This is a genomic window from Amycolatopsis sp. CA-211722, assembly GCF_056828465.1.
The window spans coordinates 6,003,588-6,021,873 of the sequence record NZ_CP184752.1; the positions used below are offsets into that span (position 1 = coordinate 6,003,588).

Sequence of the window (18,286 nt, forward strand, 5' to 3'; positions counted from 1 at the left end):
TGGCCCCTTGGAGCACTGAGTCACTGTAGCGGCACGCACCGACAGTTCCGCGAGATTCCAACAGACCCGCTGGTGGGGCGATTTGACAATCTGGTTCCGGCGTGGACGGTGAGGGTGTGCCAGAGGCGATCGACCTCGGGATACTTCGTGTCGAGCGCGATAGCCAGCTGGTAGGCCGTCGCGTAAGGACGGCCGAGGTGGTGGCCCGGCGGTTCAGGGGTCACTGCTGGAGAACGTCGACGACCTTCTCCAGCACCGACATTCGATCCCAGACACTCGTCACAGCCGTCCCTTTCCGTGCGCCGTTCGGACGTCGGCAAGTCGTCCGCCCAGGCTGCACCGTTGCTCGCGGCTTCGCCCCGGCTGGCGTTCCCCGGGTCGGAACGCTCCAGGGCCAGGCACGGGAGCTGAAGCTCCAACTCAGGAGCACGTCGCCCAACGGGCCCAAATCGGAACAGACGCTCGAGGCGGGCATCGCAAGCTTGCTGCGAGTGGCCGTCGACGGCTCCAGTCACCCTCCGGTGAGTCTCACATCCAGCAGATCGTCGTCCACATCCCGGGCAAAATTCGCTTTGGGTCGGTAGCAGGGCCGGTCACCACAGCTGGCCACAGTCGGGCATGCTGAGGTTGTGCACGCAAGCGAGATCCCCATGCCGGCCGCGGTCGCGCGGCGTCCCCGCGACGCGCGGGGAATCCCGATCCCGGCAATCACTCCGTGGGACAGCGGCGAACCGGTGTTCCGGGAAGCGTCCGGCGATCGGCAGATGCTGTGCGCGGTGCGGAACCTCTGCTCGATCTGCGCTCTGTCGATGGGCGACGAGAACGTGTGGCATGTCGTGGACGCGCCGGCGGCGAAGTGGATCAGCTATGCGCTCAAGCGCGGCGCCGAACCAGCGGGTGTTTTCACCACCTACGAAGTTCCCGGCCACCACGCCTGCATGCTGTACGCGGCGGTGGCGTGCCCGTTTCTGGCCTCACCGACCGCACGCCGCGCTTTCGACGGCGTGGCGCCGGCAACGGTTAGTGATCCGGTCCTGGCGGGAACCCAGCGAGGTTTCTTGTCTGCGGTGGCGGAGTTCGGCAGTTGCCAGGTGAGGACCCTTCCTGGCGGAGGCTATGAGGTCGACCTGGCCCAGCCGCGCGCCATCCACACCTACCGCAGCGGGAGCGAACTTCTGCCGCTCCTGCGAGACGCCATAGCCGATGAACCACTACGCCCGGCACCGACGAATGATCCGTTCGGACCACATGAGCGTCGGGTTGATCGCGAGCTTCGCCGAACGCTCCGCGCGATGGGCGCAGTCGCTGCAGGTGGGATCTAGCCGCGCATTGTGCTCCGGGCCTACCTTCGTCTAATCGCGCCGTGTAGCGCGGTTTGATACCGCCGATATCGTGGCAGTGCATGGCGTCTCCGGCCCCATCCTCCCTGAGACGCCGCAGGTGCCCCGGCTTCGCGGCAAGGGGAAGGCGGTCAGGCAGATCACTAGCCGGCACGAGAGCTGGACCGGTGTCGTTCTTGCCGTAAATCGGCTCGGCTGCAGGCGGGGGACTCCCGCGGCCGAGCCGGTCGCGACGCGATGTCGCTGCCCTCAAGGACGTGGGGCAGCCACCGCTCGTTACTCGGCACCATCAAAGCCCGAGTACGCCAGACCGAGGCGTCCGATGCAAGGAGTGTTCTCGGTGTCCTGACGGTGAACGTGCTCGGCGAGCTCGACGCCGTCTCGGTGAGCCAGTGGGGTAGTGGAAACGGGCAGTCAGTTGTCGGCTTCTGCGCTGCTGGGCGAGTTGGCGTACGGGTGCTCGCGGACCCAGCGATCGCCGTGGATGGCCCGCACAACCCCGCCGGCGCTGTAGCCGCCAGCCAACCACAGCTGGCTCAGGCCACCGGGTAGATCCGGCGGTTCGATCGGGAGCCGGCCACCGAAGTAGAGGTTGTCGGTCACTGCGAAGGAGAACGCCGACATCCGGACCCACAAGAACAGGTGTCGCTCGTCGTGGCCGTCCTTGCCGAGCTTTGCCAGCTTTGCCAGCTTCGACTGCATCGTCGGCGACTCCAGGTGCGTCGCAAGCTCGACCGGCAGTAGGCGCTCGCCACCGTCGGCGACACCGCCGACGCCGTCGGCCAGGATCCACACCTCCGGTGGCCGCCCTGTGCTGCTGCGGGCGATGTCGGCCGAGACGCCGGCATCGACGGCTTCAGCGACCTCGGAGCTGACGTGCCCGAGCAGGGCGGCCCCGGACAGCTGCTCGAGTGAGGCCGCGTCGTGTTATTCGCACATCAGCGGCAGCGCGTCGATGCCCTTGAGGTCCCTCGGCGGGAAGTCGCGCGGCACGGTGACGATCCACGTGTTGTGTAAGCCGGCCACCGCGTAACGGCTTTTCGCCCTGTTGGCGAGGACCGCGGTGATCGCGGCCTCGGCCTGCGGGCCGAGCGAGGAGATCTCCAGGACGCCGGTGTGCCCGTCGGGGTAGTGCAGTAGCCCGACGACGACGTTTTGCCGACCATCGAGGTCATACGGCTCGACTCGTGCCCCCAGGACGCGCTCGACAACCGCGAATGCTGCCTGCTCGTCCTACGTTCTTGTGTCATGGCCCCAGTGTCAGGGGCAGGCAGTGTCGCACCACGTCGCCACGCCCGCTCTGCGCCGACCTGCTGATCGGCGAGCCGGAACGTGATCATGCCCTGCGACCAGCCCAGCGGCGCGGACGGCGCGCGTTGTCTGGTCAGACGGGCGTTCGCGTCGAATTCGCGGGCGGCTTTCTCGTGGGAGTGCCCGATGCTACCGGCGGCCACGAAGAGCAACACCAGCTCTGTGCCTGACCGCGTCCGAAGGGCCGGCTTGGCTGCGTAATTCCTATGACGGCGTCGTTCGCAAGAGCAGCGGGCCGGACATCGTCACCTGGGGGCACCGCGGGCTCGCCGCCCGGCTGTTCGCCCCCTACCTCGGCACCCGCACTTGCGGCCAGCTCTCGCTCACCACCCGCGCTGCCGAAGGCTCCGTGAAGGGGCACCATCCCGCAGACCGACGTCGGCCGGACACCGGCACAGCCGCTACGGCTATGACGTCGCGCTCAAAGCCCCGAAGAAGGCCACGGGCGGCTGGACCCGCACGACCTGCGGCATTCCGGGATCGCCCGCAACGTCGAAGACGGCCTGAATATCACCCATCTCATGGTGAAGAGCGGGCGCCAGAAACCTCCGCAGTGTTGCCCTCTACAGCCGCCACTCCGGACGGGCGTGGTAGCGCGTCATCTGCTCGCGTTGGGTCCTGCGACTCGGGTCCTCGTGACTAATCCTGTCCCGGCGAGGACGACCGGTACAGGAACCAGCTGGGCCCACCCCTGCTCTTCCTGGCCCGGTTGAGATTCCCGCATCTCCACGGTCCAACCGAGCGGCCAGGATGAACTCGTAGGCTCGGGCTTGGCCGGGTCCGTGCGGATACGTGCCCCGAGGGCACGAGGTACCGGAGTGAAGGTCGCTTCGCCGAAGTCGGCGTCGCCGCTGAAGGTCGTCTCGCCGAATAGAGCCTCGTCGCTGAAGGTCGCTCCACCAAACCATGCGACGCCGGCAAAAGTCACCCAGTCGAACCAAGCCTTGCTGGTAAAAGTCGCTTCGCCGAACCAAGCGGTACTGGTGAAAGTCGCATGGTCGAACCATGCGAGGTCGTCGAAAGTCGTCCGGCCGAACCCGGCGTCGCCGGTGAAAGTCGTCGCGACGAACCGGGCGTCGCGAGAGAAGGTCACCTTGCCGAACTTCGCGTCGCCCGTGAAAGTCGCCTCGTCGAACCGGACCCGAATTGCGCAACGAGGCTGAGATACTCGGGTGTCGCCGTCTGCTGGAGGACGTTGGTGAAGGTTCGGCTGCTCGGCAACGTCGAGATCATTGGTCCTGCCCGGACGGTTCGGCTGGTGAGGACAGCGGAGCGCTGTTTGCTGGCCGCGCTCGCGCTGTCCCCCAATCGTCCCCACACCATCGACAGCCTCATGGGCATTGTCTGGACGGCCGATTCGCCAGGTTCGCCAGAGACCCTCGGCCAGTACGTGCAACACGTTCGTAGTGGCATCGTGAAGGCGGGCGGAGACCCCAAGAGCCTCGTGCGCTCGCGTAGTTCGAAAACCGTGCAGCTGAACATCGCCCCCGAAGCGGTCGACTACCACCAGTTCCGCACGCTCGCCCACGAAGCGAGCCGATCCAAAGATCTCGACCTGTTCGACAAAGCAGTAGGCCTATGGCCAGAGGAAGCGCTCGCCGACCTGAGCCACGACGAAGGCCATTGGGCAGTCGCGCGGCGGCTCGCGATGACGGACGAACTCATCACCTGCCATCGGCAAAGGCTTCAGCTGATGATCGATCGTGGCGACGCCCAGCGGGCGTTCACTGAAGCCTCCAAGTTGGTGGAGCGCTACCCGGCCAAGGAGTTCCTGCCTCTCGGCATCGATGCGCCCAAGGGGCTGGACCGCATCGGTGACACCGAGAGCAGGTCGACGGGCATGGTCACCCCTCAGGCGTCATACCCGATTGTGGCTTCCGACCTCCGGGAGCTCTTGGATATGTCCGACGCCTACGCGCGGGACGTGCGCATTGATGCTGATCTGCACATCGAACGCAGTGTGGAGTCCGAGCTCTTCGACGCCGTGAGGAACTCCCGCAACGCCTCGCCGGTAGCACTTGTTGGAGAAGCCGGATCGGGCAAGACGACGCTGCTCAACGCGTTGCACCGGCGCCTATCCGGCGTAAAGGGCGTCGAACCCGTCCTGGTGCCCGCGACATCTCTGATCCGCGCTGGCAGCGCGGACATGATCATCGGTCCGTTCCGTGACCTGACCAGGAGCGGACGCGAACCTTTGCTGCTGCTCGACACTGCCGACTTGATGCTGCACGACAAGGCTGGAAAGGACCTGCTGCACCGTTTGCTCAACGCCGTTCACACGGCGGGGCACGTCGGCGTGTACTCCACCCGGCCCCAGGAGGCGGCCGGTCTCACCCACGACCGGATGAGGCGCTGGGACCTCGAGCGCTACGACGACCCGGAGCTCGCACGAGCCGTCACCGCGCTCGTCGCGCACTATGGCCTTGAGGTGCCTGCCGCTGAGGCCATCGCGAAGGTCCGCCAAGCGACCGCGCGAGAGTTGCCGGCCGCGGACGTCTGCAGAAGCCCCTTGTTGCTGCGTTTGCTGTTCGACCTCTCCACAACGGGGCTGCCCGAGTTCGACGACCTCGACGTCACGACCTTGTACCGCGACTACTGGAAGCGCAGGGTGGTCAGAGACGCGCGTATGGAACGTGACACGACGATGCGACCGCTCGCCGAGAACAACCTGACCGAGGTGGCCGGGCGCACGGGGATCGGCTTGCTGGCACTCGGTCTGCCTGAGACCTCAGAAGAAGAACTGGTACGCACAGCAGCGTTGACGACCGATCGAAACGTAGGTCACGCTGCCTTGCAGGAGGCGCTCGAAGTTCTCACCGAACGAGGAGTGCTCGTCCACAGTGGAGCGGGCGTCGGGTTCTTCCACCAGACGATGTTCGAGTTCTCGGCGGCGCAGGGCCTGCTGGACCGCCACGAGCCGGCGGACATCGGCGTGCTCGCCGAGCGCACCTCCAGGCATGGGGGCGATCTTTTCGTCGGGGCCGTGCTCGAACAGGTGCTGGTGCTCTGCGGCTCCCAGCCGCTGCTGCACACTGCTGCACGCGAAGCGATGTACACCCTGCTTCAGGCAGACAGTCAGGCCGTGCAGGCGATCGGAGCGGTTGCCTGGGCGCATCACCCCGAGTTGCTAGAGGATCCTGTGGCTGCGTTCCGTAAGACCGGACCGTCGGCGTTGCAACGAGCGATCGCCAAAATGCCCTCGATCGCAGGCAAGAGTTCCGCCAACCTCCTCGACCAGCTGATGATCTGCTGGCAGGCCAACGAAGAACCGGACAACCGCACCGCCGTGCTGCGGTCCTTCACCAGAATCGCGCTCCGTGCACCGGAGCAGGTCAGCGAGGCACTCCACGACCTCGACCTCGGCCAGGCTGTACGGGACTCCGATTCGGCCGAGCTGCGTTCGGCCGTTCTCGATGTCCTGCTCAGGACGACACCGCACACCACCAAGTTGTTGCAGTCCACCGCTCTGTTGATGATCGAGCAGTCCAGTGAGCCCGTTCCGGACGAGCTGACATTCTTCGCGGACAACTGGCCGATCCTCGGCGAGCCGGGGCTGTTCAAGCGAATCATCGATGCTTTCGTCGGCTCTGGAGGAGAAGTCCGCCGCGCACAACCGGCCTTGGCCCAGCTGAACGCCGCCGAGTGGCAGCGCAACGGTTCATGGAACGACTGTGAGAGCTGGGCGGCCTTCCTCCACAGGATCCGCATGAATGACCCGCAGAAGGAGATCGGCAGCCGCACCATGCACCTGCGGGCCATCGAACGGTTCACCCTTCAGCTCGACGACGAGCGGGCGAGCATCGCTGTCGACTGCCTGCTCGACTGGCCAGACGACGAACTGCGCGAGTTCGTTGGAACGATCGTGTTGCCGAACATCCTGCGCTCCGGCTCGTACGCCGCGGACGTACTTGTGGCAGCGGCCAGAACGTCCCTCAAGCAACTCAGGGAGTTCGACGGCAGCCGTAGCCGCACGAGTCTCCTGCTCGACACACTCTCCCAAGCGGACCTGCCTCGTGGACTGCTGTATGACGTGCTGCCGCTGCGCCTCCCGGCCTGGGACAGCCAGGACCTGCTGCTACGCCTGGCGCCGCTCGCTGCTGATCACGGTCACCCGACGGCGCAACGATTTCTCGAACAGATCCGCAGGGGAGAGCGGACACTGACGGCCGAGGAACTTGACACGTTCTTCTCCACGCGTGCCGTGCACATGGTGAAGACCGACGACGTCTTCGACACGGTCCTTACCATCGCGCTCGCGTCCGGCCGGATCGAGGACGTGACGAAGATGGTGCAGTCTTACGGGCGAGACAAGGAACAGGTCCTCCGTCACACCTCGCCCCTGCTACGGCGCTTCCGCACGTTCATGGCCGGCAGCGATGAACAACAGGCCGCAGGTGTACGGTTCTTCGCCGATCTCATGTCACACATCGACTTCGGCACACCGTGGCCCGAGCTGCGCGGCATTCTCGACCAGGTGCACGATCCCCTGTTGCTCGCCCAGCTCATCACCTCGTTGTGGCACCAGACCCCAACCGGGGAAGTCACCGATCAGCTCAACTGGCTCGGTCGTCTCGTCGAGGTCAGGCCAGGTGCCGAGACACCGGTTGCCAGGCCGCGCAGTGGCCGTGTGGACACCGCCGTCGCAGGAGCCGCCGCAACGGCGATGGTCCACCTGCTCATCCGGAGTGAGTCGCAGGAAACTGAGCACTGGCCCACGATCCGCACGCTTGGGCTCCATCAACTCGACCAGCCCGGAGTGCACGTCAGTGGCCCCAACTTCGCGATCATCTGCGACTACCTGGCACGGCTCGCCCTGCGCGAACCGGCCCTCGCCCGGCGGCGCCTGCTCGACTACCTCACGGAGTTCGCCGGCGGCACCTTCTTCGGCATCCAGAAAGAGCTGTGGCGACGCGAGCTGCGCAACGCCCTCCTGCACCTGTGCGCCCCGGGAGCCCCCAGAGATGTACGCACCCTCGTCCAAAAGTGCGAACTGCTCGACGAGACCGTCGCCGAGGTCATCACCGAGGCCGCCGCGGAGTGGAACTACGAGGACGCACGCACACCATTGCGCCTGTTGAGCCGGTCCGAGCAGAGACCACGGATGCGGGCACATTTACTTGCCCTGCTGCGAGATCACGACCGCAGTTACGGGACACAGCAGTTCCAAGAGATCCTGCAACCCGGCGCTCGAAGCAGGTGAGAGCGCCTTCGACCTGCGCGAGTGGCCAGCTGTTCTTCGGCTGTGCGTGGCGTCATTACTGAGCCGGTGTTGCGCGCGGAACTGTGAGGACGTAGGGGTAGGTTTTACGGGCAGTGGCGTGTTGGATCTCGGAGGCTTGGTGCTGCAACGAGGATCGCAGTTCGGTTGAGGAGCCAAGTTTTCCAGCGTTGGTTTTGCGTCGGTCGTGTGCGACGAGAACGTTCCATTGGTCGAGGGGATACCAGCCGACAACGTAGATGCCTGCTGTGGTGTTCATGTGGGTGAGATAGCGCTGGGCGAGTTGGGTGTCCTGGGCGGTGAGGACGGCATCGTGCCAGGAACCTTTGATTTCCAGGGGAATGCTGATGATCGGTGCTTCTGCGGTGCGGTCGTCGGGTGTGTGTGCGTCAATGACGATGTCGGGGCGTTCGCCGGAGTCGCCGGTGTCGGTGGGGCGGACCATGACTTCGCGGTTGACGACGATCCGGTTGTTTTCGAGCCGGAGTTTGAGTTCGTGCGCGAGGTAGGCGCCGAGTGCTCCTTCTGGTTTGGGGCGCCATCGTTCGCTGGGGGTTCCTTTGGGTGCGTTCCTGATGCGTTCGCAGTCCCAGAGGAGGTTCCCGTGTGTTGGGAGATCGTCCGCGATGCTGTCCAGGGTCTCGGTGACGACCTCGGCCAGCTGTGCTGCGGTGCGGACTACGCGGCGGGAGTGGTTGTTGAGTAGTGCGGTGACCTCGTCGCTGGTGAGGTGGCCGACGGCTGCGGCTTGCGCAGCCTGGCGGGCGTCGAGCAGGGCGGCCTGCACGTTGAGTTCTGCGGGGTACGCGTCGGCGAGTGCCCGGAGTTGGTGAACGGCTTCGGGAGAGCCGTGGGCGGAAAGGTTGGACAGGATTTCGCGGCGCCAGTCGTGTACCCGGCGTTCAGGGCTGACCCAGTTGAAGCCGGTCTGGTAGGTGTCGGTCTCGGGTGGGAACGCGATGGTGAGCCAGCGATAGAGGTCGGCGAGCTCGGCTTCGTCCAGGACTTCGAGGATCGGTACGGTGTCCTCGCTGGAGGCGCAGGCAATCGCCAGATTCCGCGCGAACTGCTCTGAGGTGGTGACTGCCTGACGAATCGTGGGCCAGTGTTGCGCGGCGTCGGCTGCGAGGAGCGTGGCCCCCGCGGCGGTGGCCAGTTTGAGGTCGATGTCGTTTGCCAGTTCGGCGAGGTGGCTGGCTATGGTCTGTTTGGCGAGGTCGATGGCTTCGGGGTCACCAAAGCGCAAAGGCTGCCGTAGCAGGTTGGACCAGGTGAGCAGGGCAGCTTCATAAACACGCGCGTGAGTGGAGACGACGAGTGGGCCGCCGGTGGCTATCGAGGGCTTCGGGAGAGGCGCATCGGGTGCGGTGTCTGGAGATGTGCCGCAGAGTGTTGCCCGCAGTTTCTCCGCCAACGAGGTGAGGATTGGTGTGAGCTGTGAAGGAAAGCCTGGCAGGACTACGGAGTGGGTGGCGTAGGTCAGGTGGGTTCGGACGAACTGCCCGACGGCTGTCACCAGCTGTGTAGGTGCGTGCTGGGCTGCGAGGTTGGCGAGATCGTGCGCGAGATCGGGAACGGCGCCGAAGTGGTCGGAAAACGCCAGGATCGCCCCTACCCATCCGGCCCAGCGATCGTCGGGGACGGTGGTGAGGCCCAATTCGGTGTCGTTGTCGGCTGCATGAAGGGTGGCTAGGGCGGCGTATCCAGCGTAGGCGCGCCAGTCACTGGCGTTGGTTCCGAGCCATTCTTGATGGTGATCGTGCTCGGTGGCCAGGTACCGCTGGGACGCCAGTCGCAGCTGGTCGCGGAGCTCATCCGCGGGCCAGAGTGCTGCCCCAGGGTAGATGCTGACGTCCCAGGATGTGACGAACTCGTACTGCCCGGTGACCGGGTTGACCGTGAGGTCTTTGACTAGTTGCCAGTAGGAATCAGAGTTGCCCGCGACGGCACGATTGAGCCGCTTGCGTTGAGCGGCGGCGAAGGTGTCGGCTTGCTGCCAGGCTGGCTCTTGTTCCTCCGCCGACGTATTGGTGAGTGCGGTGTCGTTCCCGCTGGGGGTGAGTGCGAGCGCGAGGCGTTCGAAAGTTTCGGCCAACTCTGGGGCGTCGACTCCGTAGTGCTGGGCTCGGCCTGCCGCCCATTGCGCGTCATCGGCGTCGAGTAGCTGTGTTCGGTTCGCTCGCTCGGTGCCTGAGGGCAGGACTTCTCCTACCTTCGGCAGATGCTGTCCCCAGCGGGATAGGACGGCAGTGCTGATCCAGTCGTCGTGGCTCGGTCCGCTGCTGGCGGGGGCGGCGCGGATGAGTTCTTCGGCCAGTTCCCGGCGGAGCGCGGTGGTGTGCGGGGGTTCGCCTCCGTCGGGAACGTGCAGGTCGACAGCGGTGGGGAGCGGGATGCGGTCGGGGGACCGCAGAAACCGCAGCAGGATCCGGGCGATTCTGGGCAGGTACTGGTGTGGCTGTTCGGACGCCAGCACCCGGTCGACGATCGGAGCGACGAAGTCCCGCAGGCTGCGCACGCGGTCGCTGCTTAAGGCGAAGAGGTCAAGGGACGCTGTCGTGAGATCGGCCTCGTCGCTCTGATTATCGGCTGGGTGATCGGGCTGGTGTAGTCCGATTCCGTGCGCGTGGAGCGTGTGCTCGGTGTGGCTGAGCAGTGCCGGCAGGTCCTGCTCTGCGACGTCGAGCGGGAAGGTTCGGACTTGGATCAGGTGCATGCCGATGAAGTCGCGGGTGGTGACGGGCCGGATGTGGGGCAGTGCGGCAGCGAACGGCAAATGCTGAGGCCACAGGATCTGCAGAAGTGTCCCCACGAGTTCGCTTACGTTGTCCCATGCAGGCTGTTCGGAACCGGTCACATCGACCTGATCGGGAGTGAGCGTGGCCAGCAGGGCGACAAGACGGGGCGCGGCGGCGGCTGAAGAGGCGCTCATAGCGGCCTTCGCGGCACTTTGCCGCAGCGCCACAGGCCAGGTATCCGTTTCCGCGATGGCGAGGAGCGGCTCAGCGAGTTCGGCCAGTCCGGAATCCTGGGCCAGGCGCACCGCCAGCCGAACGCGCGCAAGCCCGGTCCAGCCGTCACCGGGGTTGCCCGGTTCTGTGGTCAGTGCGGCGTTGAGCTGGTCGGCCAGACCAGGGTGGGAGAGGTGCCATCGCGCTCGCTGCCACGACCTGTCGGTCAGTTCGATCCGGTCTGCGCGGAGGAGGAGCCCTTCAACCAGCAGGGCCCGGACTTCGGGGTCGGTGATGGTGGCGCTGTGGCTGACCAGACCTTCGGGGTCTGCGATGGCCAGCCATCGTGTCTGGGCTGGGGCGTGGGCCATCAGCCACGCTGCGGTTTCGCGCAGATGCTCAGGGATCGCGGCGGTGTCTTCGTCGGGCGCGCTCACCAGGAACAGCCCGGAGAGCTGCGGGGTCGGCATGGGCGCGGGAGCGGTGAGCCTCGCGGCGAGGTACCGAGCGGTGAGGAACGCAGCGAAGGAGGAGTGCGCGAACATCGCGGTGTTCCGCGTGGTGCGGGAGAACAGAGCGGTGGCGAGTGTTTCGCTGACTCGCGGTTTGGCGACCTCGAACGTGCCCGCGCCAGCCGATTCCTCGTCGCCGATGACCGCACCGACCGGCACCGCCTGATCGGACTGATCACCGACGAACCCGGTGTAGATGGTGCGCCGGCCACTGAGCAGCAGATGCGCGGCAATGCGCGTGGCGATCGCCAGCCGCTGTTCCCGAGTCGTGGTGACCTGTGCGGGGTTCCGGTCGTCGTCGTGTTCGTCAGCCAGGACGGCGAGTCCTTGCTCGAACAGTCGTTTCGGGCCGGTCTGGAGTACAGCAGGGTCCGCGGCGGAGGCCGACAACAAGACCTTCAGCGTGAGCGGGACGCTAGCCAGGACACCTGCAGCGTTGGCCACCACGGTGTTGAGAAACGACGAGGCGCCTGCTCCGACGCTGGCCACCAACTCCTCGGCGTCCTCCCGGGTCAGCGGTGCGAGATCGCCCACCACACAGGACTTCAGCGCGTGCTCGAGGATCCGGGTGAGTTCGTGGCGATACTCGGCGGTGCGGCACGCGATCCAGATCCGCAGTCGCTGAGTGTTCCGCATAGCGAGCTTGTGTTTCAGCCACTTCGGAAATTGATGCAGGAATGGGCTCTCGTCAAGTTGATCAATGATGAGAACCACGTCGCCGTCGCCATCGCTGCTCGAGGGAAGCGCGTCAAGGTAAACCCCGACAACCTCCTGGGTGGACCTCGCATCGGCGAGTTCCGAGCCAGTCACCCAGATTGTTCCTGGCTCTCCAGGTAGCGGAGGATCGTCCTGGTCGTGGTCCAAGCTGTGCTGTTTGAAGGTGGTGGTCTTGCCCGATCCCGGCTCGCCCAGCAACACCCACGCGCCGTGACAGCTCGCTTCGCTGGGCCGAAGCCACTCAGCCTCCAGCCCGCCAGGCCGCGGAAGGAATCCATCCACATCCAGCGTGAAAGGCGGATCGTCACCGTCATCTGAGGAGCGACGACGGACCCACCGCTCAACAACCACGCCGAAGTCCACCTGCTGCACCACCCCATATCCCTGCCCTGTTCCCCGTGAACAGGCACGCCGCATGCTACAAGCGGTTAGGGCCCGTCGGTCGTCGGCGATGCCCGGCGCAGGCCGGATTCCGATGGCTATTCACTCTGCAGTGAAGACGACGGCTCCACGACGCGATAGCCGGGGAGCAACCTCGAAGCCCTCCACGGGCACAGCACCAGTGTCGCCGACCGGCCGCCTTACCGATTCTCTGTCCGATCTAGGCGTCGGCCGCGCGACACTGCAGACGCTCTACCTCAGGGACACGGCGGCTCGTACCCCGGCCTCGTACTTGGCAAGTTGTCAGGATGCGATGCTGATGGCTGCTGCTCCTTGGTCGAGCCAACCGCCAGAAGCGGTGGTGTCCTTCGCATAGACCTGGTTGGCCGAGTTCCGCAATACCAGTCGACCTTGGTCGCTGATGGCGACCTGCACGGCGGCAGCGCCCTGGTCGATCCAGCCACCGGCGCCGAGGTGGTCTTTGGCATAGACGTGGCCGCCCGGGGTCAGGATGAGGAGCCGGTTCGCGCCAAGCTTCAGCTGAGCGGCGGCGGCGTTCTGATCGAGCCATCCGCCGGGGCCGGTGATGGTGTCCTTGGCGAATACGGCACCGTCGGTACGAATGAACGCGACACGTCCTGTTGAGCTCACCTCGACGTCGGTGGCGGTGTAGCAGTCGCTTTGCTGGATCCACCCACCGTTGTCGAGGTTGCTCTTGGCGTAGATCGCGCCGCACGGTGTCACGATGGCGACCCGGTCCAAGCCGACGGCGACATCGACAGCCTGGGCGCCCTGATTGAGCCAGCCTCCACCGCTGCTGATGTCGTCCTTGCCGTACACCCAGCCATCTGGGGTGATGATGTACATGCGACCACCGAACCCGACGACCACCTTGACAGCGGCGGCGCCTTGGTCGAGCCAGCCGCCTGCCCCGAGGTGGTCTTTGGCGTAGACGCGGCCCGCTGGGTTGATGAGCGCGACGCGGCGGCCGCCGACGTCGATCGCCGGTGCCGCGGTGTTCTGATCGAGCCAGTTGCCTCCGGCCAGATCGTCCTTGGCGAAGATCCGGCTGTCCGGGGTGAGCAGAGCAATCCGGTTCGGGACAAGTCCACTGTGCACAGTCCCGAATCGCCAGACACGCGATACCCAGCCCGCCACGGGAGCGGGGACCATGTTGTCGGCGCGGGTCACGAGCCCGGAGCCCGCCGGCGAGTTCGATTGGACAACGTCGAAACGTCCATTGCCGTGATTGGTGATCACGACCATGGTGTGAGCGTGCGACCAATCCTGGTCGTTGCCGGTGCCGTTGGTGTACTGGATGACGTCACCCTTGACCGCAGAACCGAGCGCCACTTCCTGCGCGCCGGAATTGCTGTAACCGCTGATAATGCCACCACCGGCGAAGTAACCTCCGGCCGCCGCCACCCAGCGCTGCACGCTTTTGATGCACTCGCCCGGCTGGTTCCAGCCAGTTGGACGGGACGTCCCCAGCTCCGCCAGCCCTGCGTCCGCCACATCGGCGTTGGTGAATGGCTGGACCGCGTGAGCGGCATTCGTGACCATGATGCTGCTCAGCGCCAGCAGAACGGTGACGAAGATTGCGCCGAGACGTGCTCGCGCATTGTTCAAAACCTGCCCCCTTCGATCCGCGAAGCAGACCTCGCTTCGTCTGTCAGCCAGGTGGCAGTCGCCAGAGGTCCGCTCGTTGTTACAGACCAATGTCCGTGCGTAGGCTGCGCTGGACCGGAGGCGACCGACAACGGAATGACGGATTTCGTTCACCAGTACAGGACATGAGGCCGTTCACTCTTGACGTCACAGGAACGCCTCGGCAAGCGCAGGGAGCGCCTCGGCGATGTTGCGGAGTTGCACGCGGGCGGCGTGTTCGGTGACGAAGTCGCGCAGGGGGATGTCGGTGGTCCCGTAGCGGGCCTCGTAGCGGGCCCGTTGTCGGCGTGAGGCTCGTGAGAGAAGGCTGCCTACTGGGCTGGTGCTGGTCTGGAGGAACCGGATCGGGTCGGTGCCGGCGACCCAGAGTTCCGGACGGCGTTGGTCGTCGTGCAGGGCGAGGTGGACGAGGTCCTGGGTGATGCCGCGTTTGCGCATCATGTCGCCGCCGGACCAGACGGCGACTTTGAACTCGGCAACTCGTTTGTTGGTCTCGAGGTCGAAGGGGCGTGACTGGTCGTTTCCTGGTCCAAGGGAGGGCCGGTTGGACACGACTTCGTCGGCCTCGAGGATGTGGGGCAGGGCGAGGGTGATGACGGTGGCGTGGATGACGTCGCTGACTCTGCCGACATCGCGGCGAACGGTCAGCGCGGCGTGTAGCAGCTCCTCGGTCAGCCCGGCGGCGGCGGTGATGTCGCCTGCGGTGGTGCGGTCGGCGTTGAGCAGGTTGTGTTCGAGGGTGCTGATTCCGGTGGTGAGCGGGCCGGTGCGCAGGAACGCGACCAGCGTTGCGAATGCTCGCCCCGCCTCATCGACCGTCGACCGGTAGTCCGGCACGGCCGGTTCGATGGCCGCTGATGGTCGGATTTGCTTGATGGTCGGGTTGGAGGACACGGTGCTGGTGGTGAATCCGAGCCTGTCGAATTGGTGGCGGGCGGTGTGGGAGGTGAAGGTGGTGCGGCTGATCCCGAGGACGGTTTCGAGGGCTTGCTTGACGGGAAAGCGGGTTCCCTCGATCTCCACCCAATGAACCTGGATTGGCTCCGGTGTATGTCCTCGGAGCCTGCTTGTCACGGTGGCGTGGTCGAGCTCGAAGTGATCCCCGTTCACTGTGAGCCTCATGTTGACCTCCTACTGGGCATCACGCCGACGAGCGCACCATCACATGGTTACCGAGCGCCAGGCTTCGCCTTACGCCGCGACGATGACCGGTCGTCCTACCGTCTTCGGTCGTTACGTGGTGGCAGGCACCGGTACGTAAACGTGTTGATGGTCGGCCTAGCCCTCCGACCCCGTGCCTGTGGATGTCGTGAGCGTTTCGATGATCGAGCCAAGCGCTTGGATGATGTTGCGGCAGAGGTACTCGAAGATCTCGGCGGGTGTGTTTCGTCCCGGTGCTATCGCGGCGATCTCCAGTTCGGCGGCTCCGCCTGCGTAGTGGGCGAAACCGCCCTTCGATCGCAGACGTTGAAGGTCTCGGAGCGGCTTGACGGCGTCCGACGTGCCGCCGCGCTCGGCGAGGTAGATCTGGAGCAACCCCAGGCTCCGGGTCTGAGGATCGGGCGGAGGTGTCTTCAGCGCGCCTTTGATCCGGATCTCGTCGAGACTGTCGACCAGTACCTTCGTCAGGGTCAGCAGCGGGCTCAGGAGAGCGCTCATGTCGTTGACGACCGGTGCGTGCAGGGCTTGCCACTCGGTGGCCGCGGGTTCGGCGAGTGGCCGCCATAGTGGCCAGCCCTGATGGCGTTGAGCTGCGTCGTTGGCGCGCGTGACCGCGGTGCGCAGATCGCGGACGGTGTCGGCGCTTGCGGCGATCTTGTTGAGGCGCTCCCGTTCGAGCTTTCCGGAGTCGGGTTCGCCACCTGTGGGCGCGACGTTGTGGCTTTTCCAGTGGTTCCACTCCGGCGACGGCAGTCTTGAGAGGTCGTAGAGGTCGACCTCGACGAGGCTGTCGGAGGTTCGGCCGATCGAGAGGCCCCATACGTCTAGGCAGGTGATGCGGCTTGCGGTGACGGTGTAGCGGCGTGGTTCGTCGAGGTAGCGGTCGAGGACCTGGGGTTGGAAGTACACCCGGGTCCAGAAGTGCGGGCCGGGGTTGCCGTCGGTTCCGACGTTGGCAGGGGTGGGGTCGACCGTGAGCGGGCCTCCGGTGGCGGCATCGGTGTCGTAGTGAAGGCCGGGTAGTCGGCGGGTTCCTCGTCACTGCACCACGCGGGTCCGGGCGCGTTCTGCGCGGGAAGGATCACGTACTGGCCGTGCAGCGAGCTGGCCGCGACGAGCTGGCCATGGCCACGATCGCCCTCATAGCTGTAGGTCTGGAACTCCATGGAGGCCCAGTCGCACCGCATGGGGTGTTCTTCGGCGGTGACCGTTGGTGCGTCGGGGTGGTCGTGATCGATCTGGATTGCGAGCAACATGGCCATGTCGCGGGTGTGAAGGTAGTTGCGCAAGGCCATCGCGTTGACCTCGACGTAGTAGTCGTCTGGGCCTTGGACGCGCACACGGGCCAGCTCGACGTCGCGTCCGGCGGCGTCGAGGTAGAGCCAGCTGTCGCCTCGTCGGACGGCGCGCCAGTACCAGAGGAACGGCCACGCCCATTCAACGGACGGTTCGGCGACGGAGGCGACCCAGCGCAGGTGACAGAAGAACTCCGCGCGCCCGCCGAATAGATCGAGCAGCCCGTCGTGGAAGCCGCGGCGGTCGAAGATCTCCACCTGCCCGACGTGGAAGACACGGGAGTGCGTGCGTGCTAGCTCGTCGGGCACATCCGCGATCGGGATCAGAGCACAGCGACGCACGTCTGAGGCCGGACCGGGTGTCAGCTCGGCGATCTTCACCCACTGGGTGGGATAAGGGGTGATCGACCTCATCGCCCCGCGGGGCCACCAATCCTGGTGGTCGCCGACCGGCGCGAACTCGGTGTCCAGTGATGTGTTCGAGGACGATGCCATATCCCGATCACACCATCTGCGCGGTCGTCGCGGCCGATGCGGCTGTCTGACACGCCGAAATGGTCCGTGGGTGCACGGCTGTGTCTGGTGTCAGGCAGGCAAGGGCATTCGGTGCAGGCTGAGGTGCTCGAGGATGTGGTGGTGGGGGGTGACTCCGTCGACTTGCGGTTCGGGTCCGCCGATGACCAGGTCGTCGCTGACGGGATGTTCGAGCAGGATGTCAGCCGTTCCGGCGCGGCCAACGACAATGCAGGCGTGTAGGTGCCGCGAGAGCACGATGCACAGGCGGTCGGGTGAAGGCAATACTCGGTCGCATCGATCCAGGCCGGCGAACGGGTGCCAGGCGACGGTGAGCGCGAATTCGCGTCCCTGGACTTTGTTCGTGGTGCTGACGGAGAGCTCGCTCTTGTCGACGTGAGCGTCTTCCAGAGCCGCGACAACGAGGTTTGCCTGCGCGGTGTGCGGGTGATCACGGCCAGATCGGCGGATTCGAGGTTTGGGGCTGGCGTTCTCGTGGCGTGCTTGTTTGACAAAGTGGGGTCGGTTCAACATTCTGGATGTTGGGTGCGGCGTTGGACGACGGCGCATCCGATGCCTCCCCGGGCAGTTGTTGCCCGCTCTGATGGTGGAGGTGTCATGCGTGTCGATAGCAACGGCGAGGGTGCCCGAAATTGTTGTCGTGTGGGCGCATTCGTGGTTCACGCAGTCTGGTCCTCGTTGTGGGGTACTAGATGACTGGGCAATTGGCTGAGCAAGTGATCAACGCTCTCGCGATTCCTGCGAACGAGACCAAGAACGCGGCCGATCGTCGGCCGCTGCCGCTCGCTGCCTTGGTGCGCGAGTCTGGGGATTCGTCGGTTTCCTACAGCATGGCGCGTGTCGATGCGTCGGGAACGGTTCCGGCGAGGTCCGCGCGGGAGGTGTTGTCTTGGGAAGCGGGTCGTCGGATCGTGTACCGCAGCGAGTCCGGCGTGCTCGTGGCGTATCCCGCGGCCGACGGGTTACATGCGCTGCCGCGGAAGGCCACTATCGTGCTTCCCGCGTCTCTGCGCCGTTCCCATGGGATCTTCGCGTCCCAGCAACTACTGCTGTGCGCGTTGCCCGCACACGCCGCGTTGGTGGTCTATCCGCTCGGGGCGCTGAATCGGATGGTCGAGTTGTTCCACGCCGCGCCGGGTCAGGTGCAGAATCTGAGACCGGGTAGTCGGACTTGAGAGTCTGCCCCGCGTAAGGCGCG

Annotated in this window: 11 protein-coding genes; 3 read left to right on the forward strand and 8 right to left on the reverse strand. The window is 65.5% G+C overall.

The features are described from left to right. Positions 1-650: 650 nt before the first annotated feature. Complete coding sequence (locus ACOCEP_RS28420; RefSeq protein ID WP_482332114.1) at positions 651-1,322, forward strand: hypothetical protein; 672 nt, start codon at positions 651-653, stop codon at positions 1,320-1,322. Between the two features lie 432 nt (positions 1,323-1,754). Here the strand turns inward: ACOCEP_RS28420 and ACOCEP_RS28425 are convergent, their stop codons facing one another. Further along, positions 1,755-2,135 (reverse strand): hypothetical protein, encoded by a 381-nt coding sequence (locus ACOCEP_RS28425; protein ID WP_482332116.1) that lies wholly within the window; start codon positions 2,133-2,135, stop codon positions 1,755-1,757. 1,114 nt (positions 2,136-3,249) lie between these two features. Then, positions 3,250-3,969, reverse strand: coding sequence for a pentapeptide repeat-containing protein (locus ACOCEP_RS28430; protein ID WP_482332117.1), 720 nt, complete (start codon positions 3,967-3,969; stop codon positions 3,250-3,252). On the opposite strand from ACOCEP_RS28430, the gene ACOCEP_RS28435 reads away from it, so the two are divergent. Beyond that, positions 3,850-7,851 (forward strand): BTAD domain-containing putative transcriptional regulator, encoded by a 4,002-nt coding sequence (locus ACOCEP_RS28435; protein WP_482332118.1) that lies wholly within the window; start codon positions 3,850-3,852, stop codon positions 7,849-7,851. The two genes, ACOCEP_RS28430 and ACOCEP_RS28435, sit on opposite strands and share 120 nt — an antisense overlap. A gap of 55 nt (positions 7,852-7,906) precedes the next feature. On the opposite strand, the gene ACOCEP_RS28440 is transcribed toward ACOCEP_RS28435, so the two are convergent. The 6 genes from ACOCEP_RS28440 to ACOCEP_RS28465 all read right to left on the reverse strand — a co-directional run bounded on the left by ACOCEP_RS28440 (position 7,907) and on the right by ACOCEP_RS28465 (position 17,601). Beyond that, positions 7,907-12,424, reverse strand: coding sequence for an NACHT domain-containing protein (locus ACOCEP_RS28440; protein WP_482332119.1), 4,518 nt, complete (start codon positions 12,422-12,424; stop codon positions 7,907-7,909). Between the two features lie 309 nt (positions 12,425-12,733). After that, positions 12,734-14,059 carry a hypothetical protein gene (locus ACOCEP_RS28445; protein WP_482332120.1) on the reverse strand — a complete coding sequence of 442 codons (1,326 nt, stop codon included), beginning with the start codon at positions 14,057-14,059 and terminating at the stop codon, positions 12,734-12,736. Positions 14,060-14,245: 186 nt separating this feature from the next. Continuing rightward, positions 14,246-15,121: a hypothetical protein gene (locus ACOCEP_RS28450; RefSeq protein ID WP_482332122.1), complete on the reverse strand. Its 876-nt coding sequence runs from the start codon at positions 15,119-15,121 to the stop codon at positions 14,246-14,248. A gap of 255 nt (positions 15,122-15,376) precedes the next feature. Then, positions 15,377-16,168: a hypothetical protein gene (locus tag ACOCEP_RS28455; RefSeq protein WP_482332123.1), complete on the reverse strand. Its 792-nt coding sequence runs from the start codon at positions 16,166-16,168 to the stop codon at positions 15,377-15,379. Beyond that, on the reverse strand, positions 16,084-17,049 hold the full coding sequence (locus tag ACOCEP_RS28460; RefSeq protein ID WP_482332124.1) for a hypothetical protein: 966 nt from the start codon (positions 17,047-17,049) through the stop codon (positions 16,084-16,086). The genes ACOCEP_RS28455 and ACOCEP_RS28460 overlap by 85 nt, the downstream gene beginning before the upstream one ends. A 90-nt stretch (positions 17,050-17,139) precedes the next feature. Continuing rightward, a complete protein-coding gene (locus tag ACOCEP_RS28465) occupies positions 17,140-17,601 on the reverse strand; it encodes a hypothetical protein (RefSeq protein ID WP_482332125.1) in 462 nt (153 codons plus the stop codon). Between the two features lie 203 nt (positions 17,602-17,804). Here ACOCEP_RS28465 and ACOCEP_RS28470 point away from each other — a divergent pair, with 203 nt between their 5' ends. Further along, positions 17,805-18,263: a hypothetical protein gene (locus tag ACOCEP_RS28470; RefSeq protein ID WP_482332127.1), complete on the forward strand. Its 459-nt coding sequence runs from the start codon at positions 17,805-17,807 to the stop codon at positions 18,261-18,263. Positions 18,264-18,286: the final 23 nt, after the last annotated feature.

Bases quoted from the DNA above. Each gene is read 5' to 3' on its own strand.
- ACOCEP_RS28420 (WP_482332114.1), top strand. From the start codon at position 651: ATGCCGGCCGCGGTCGCGCGGCGTCCCCGCGACGCGCGGGGAATCCCG.
- ACOCEP_RS28460 (WP_482332124.1), bottom strand. From the start codon at position 17,049: ATGGCATCGTCCTCGAACACATCACTGGACACCGAGTTCGCGCCGGTC.
- ACOCEP_RS28465 (WP_482332125.1), bottom strand. From the start codon at position 17,601: ATGTTGAACCGACCCCACTTTGTCAAACAAGCACGCCACGAGAACGCC.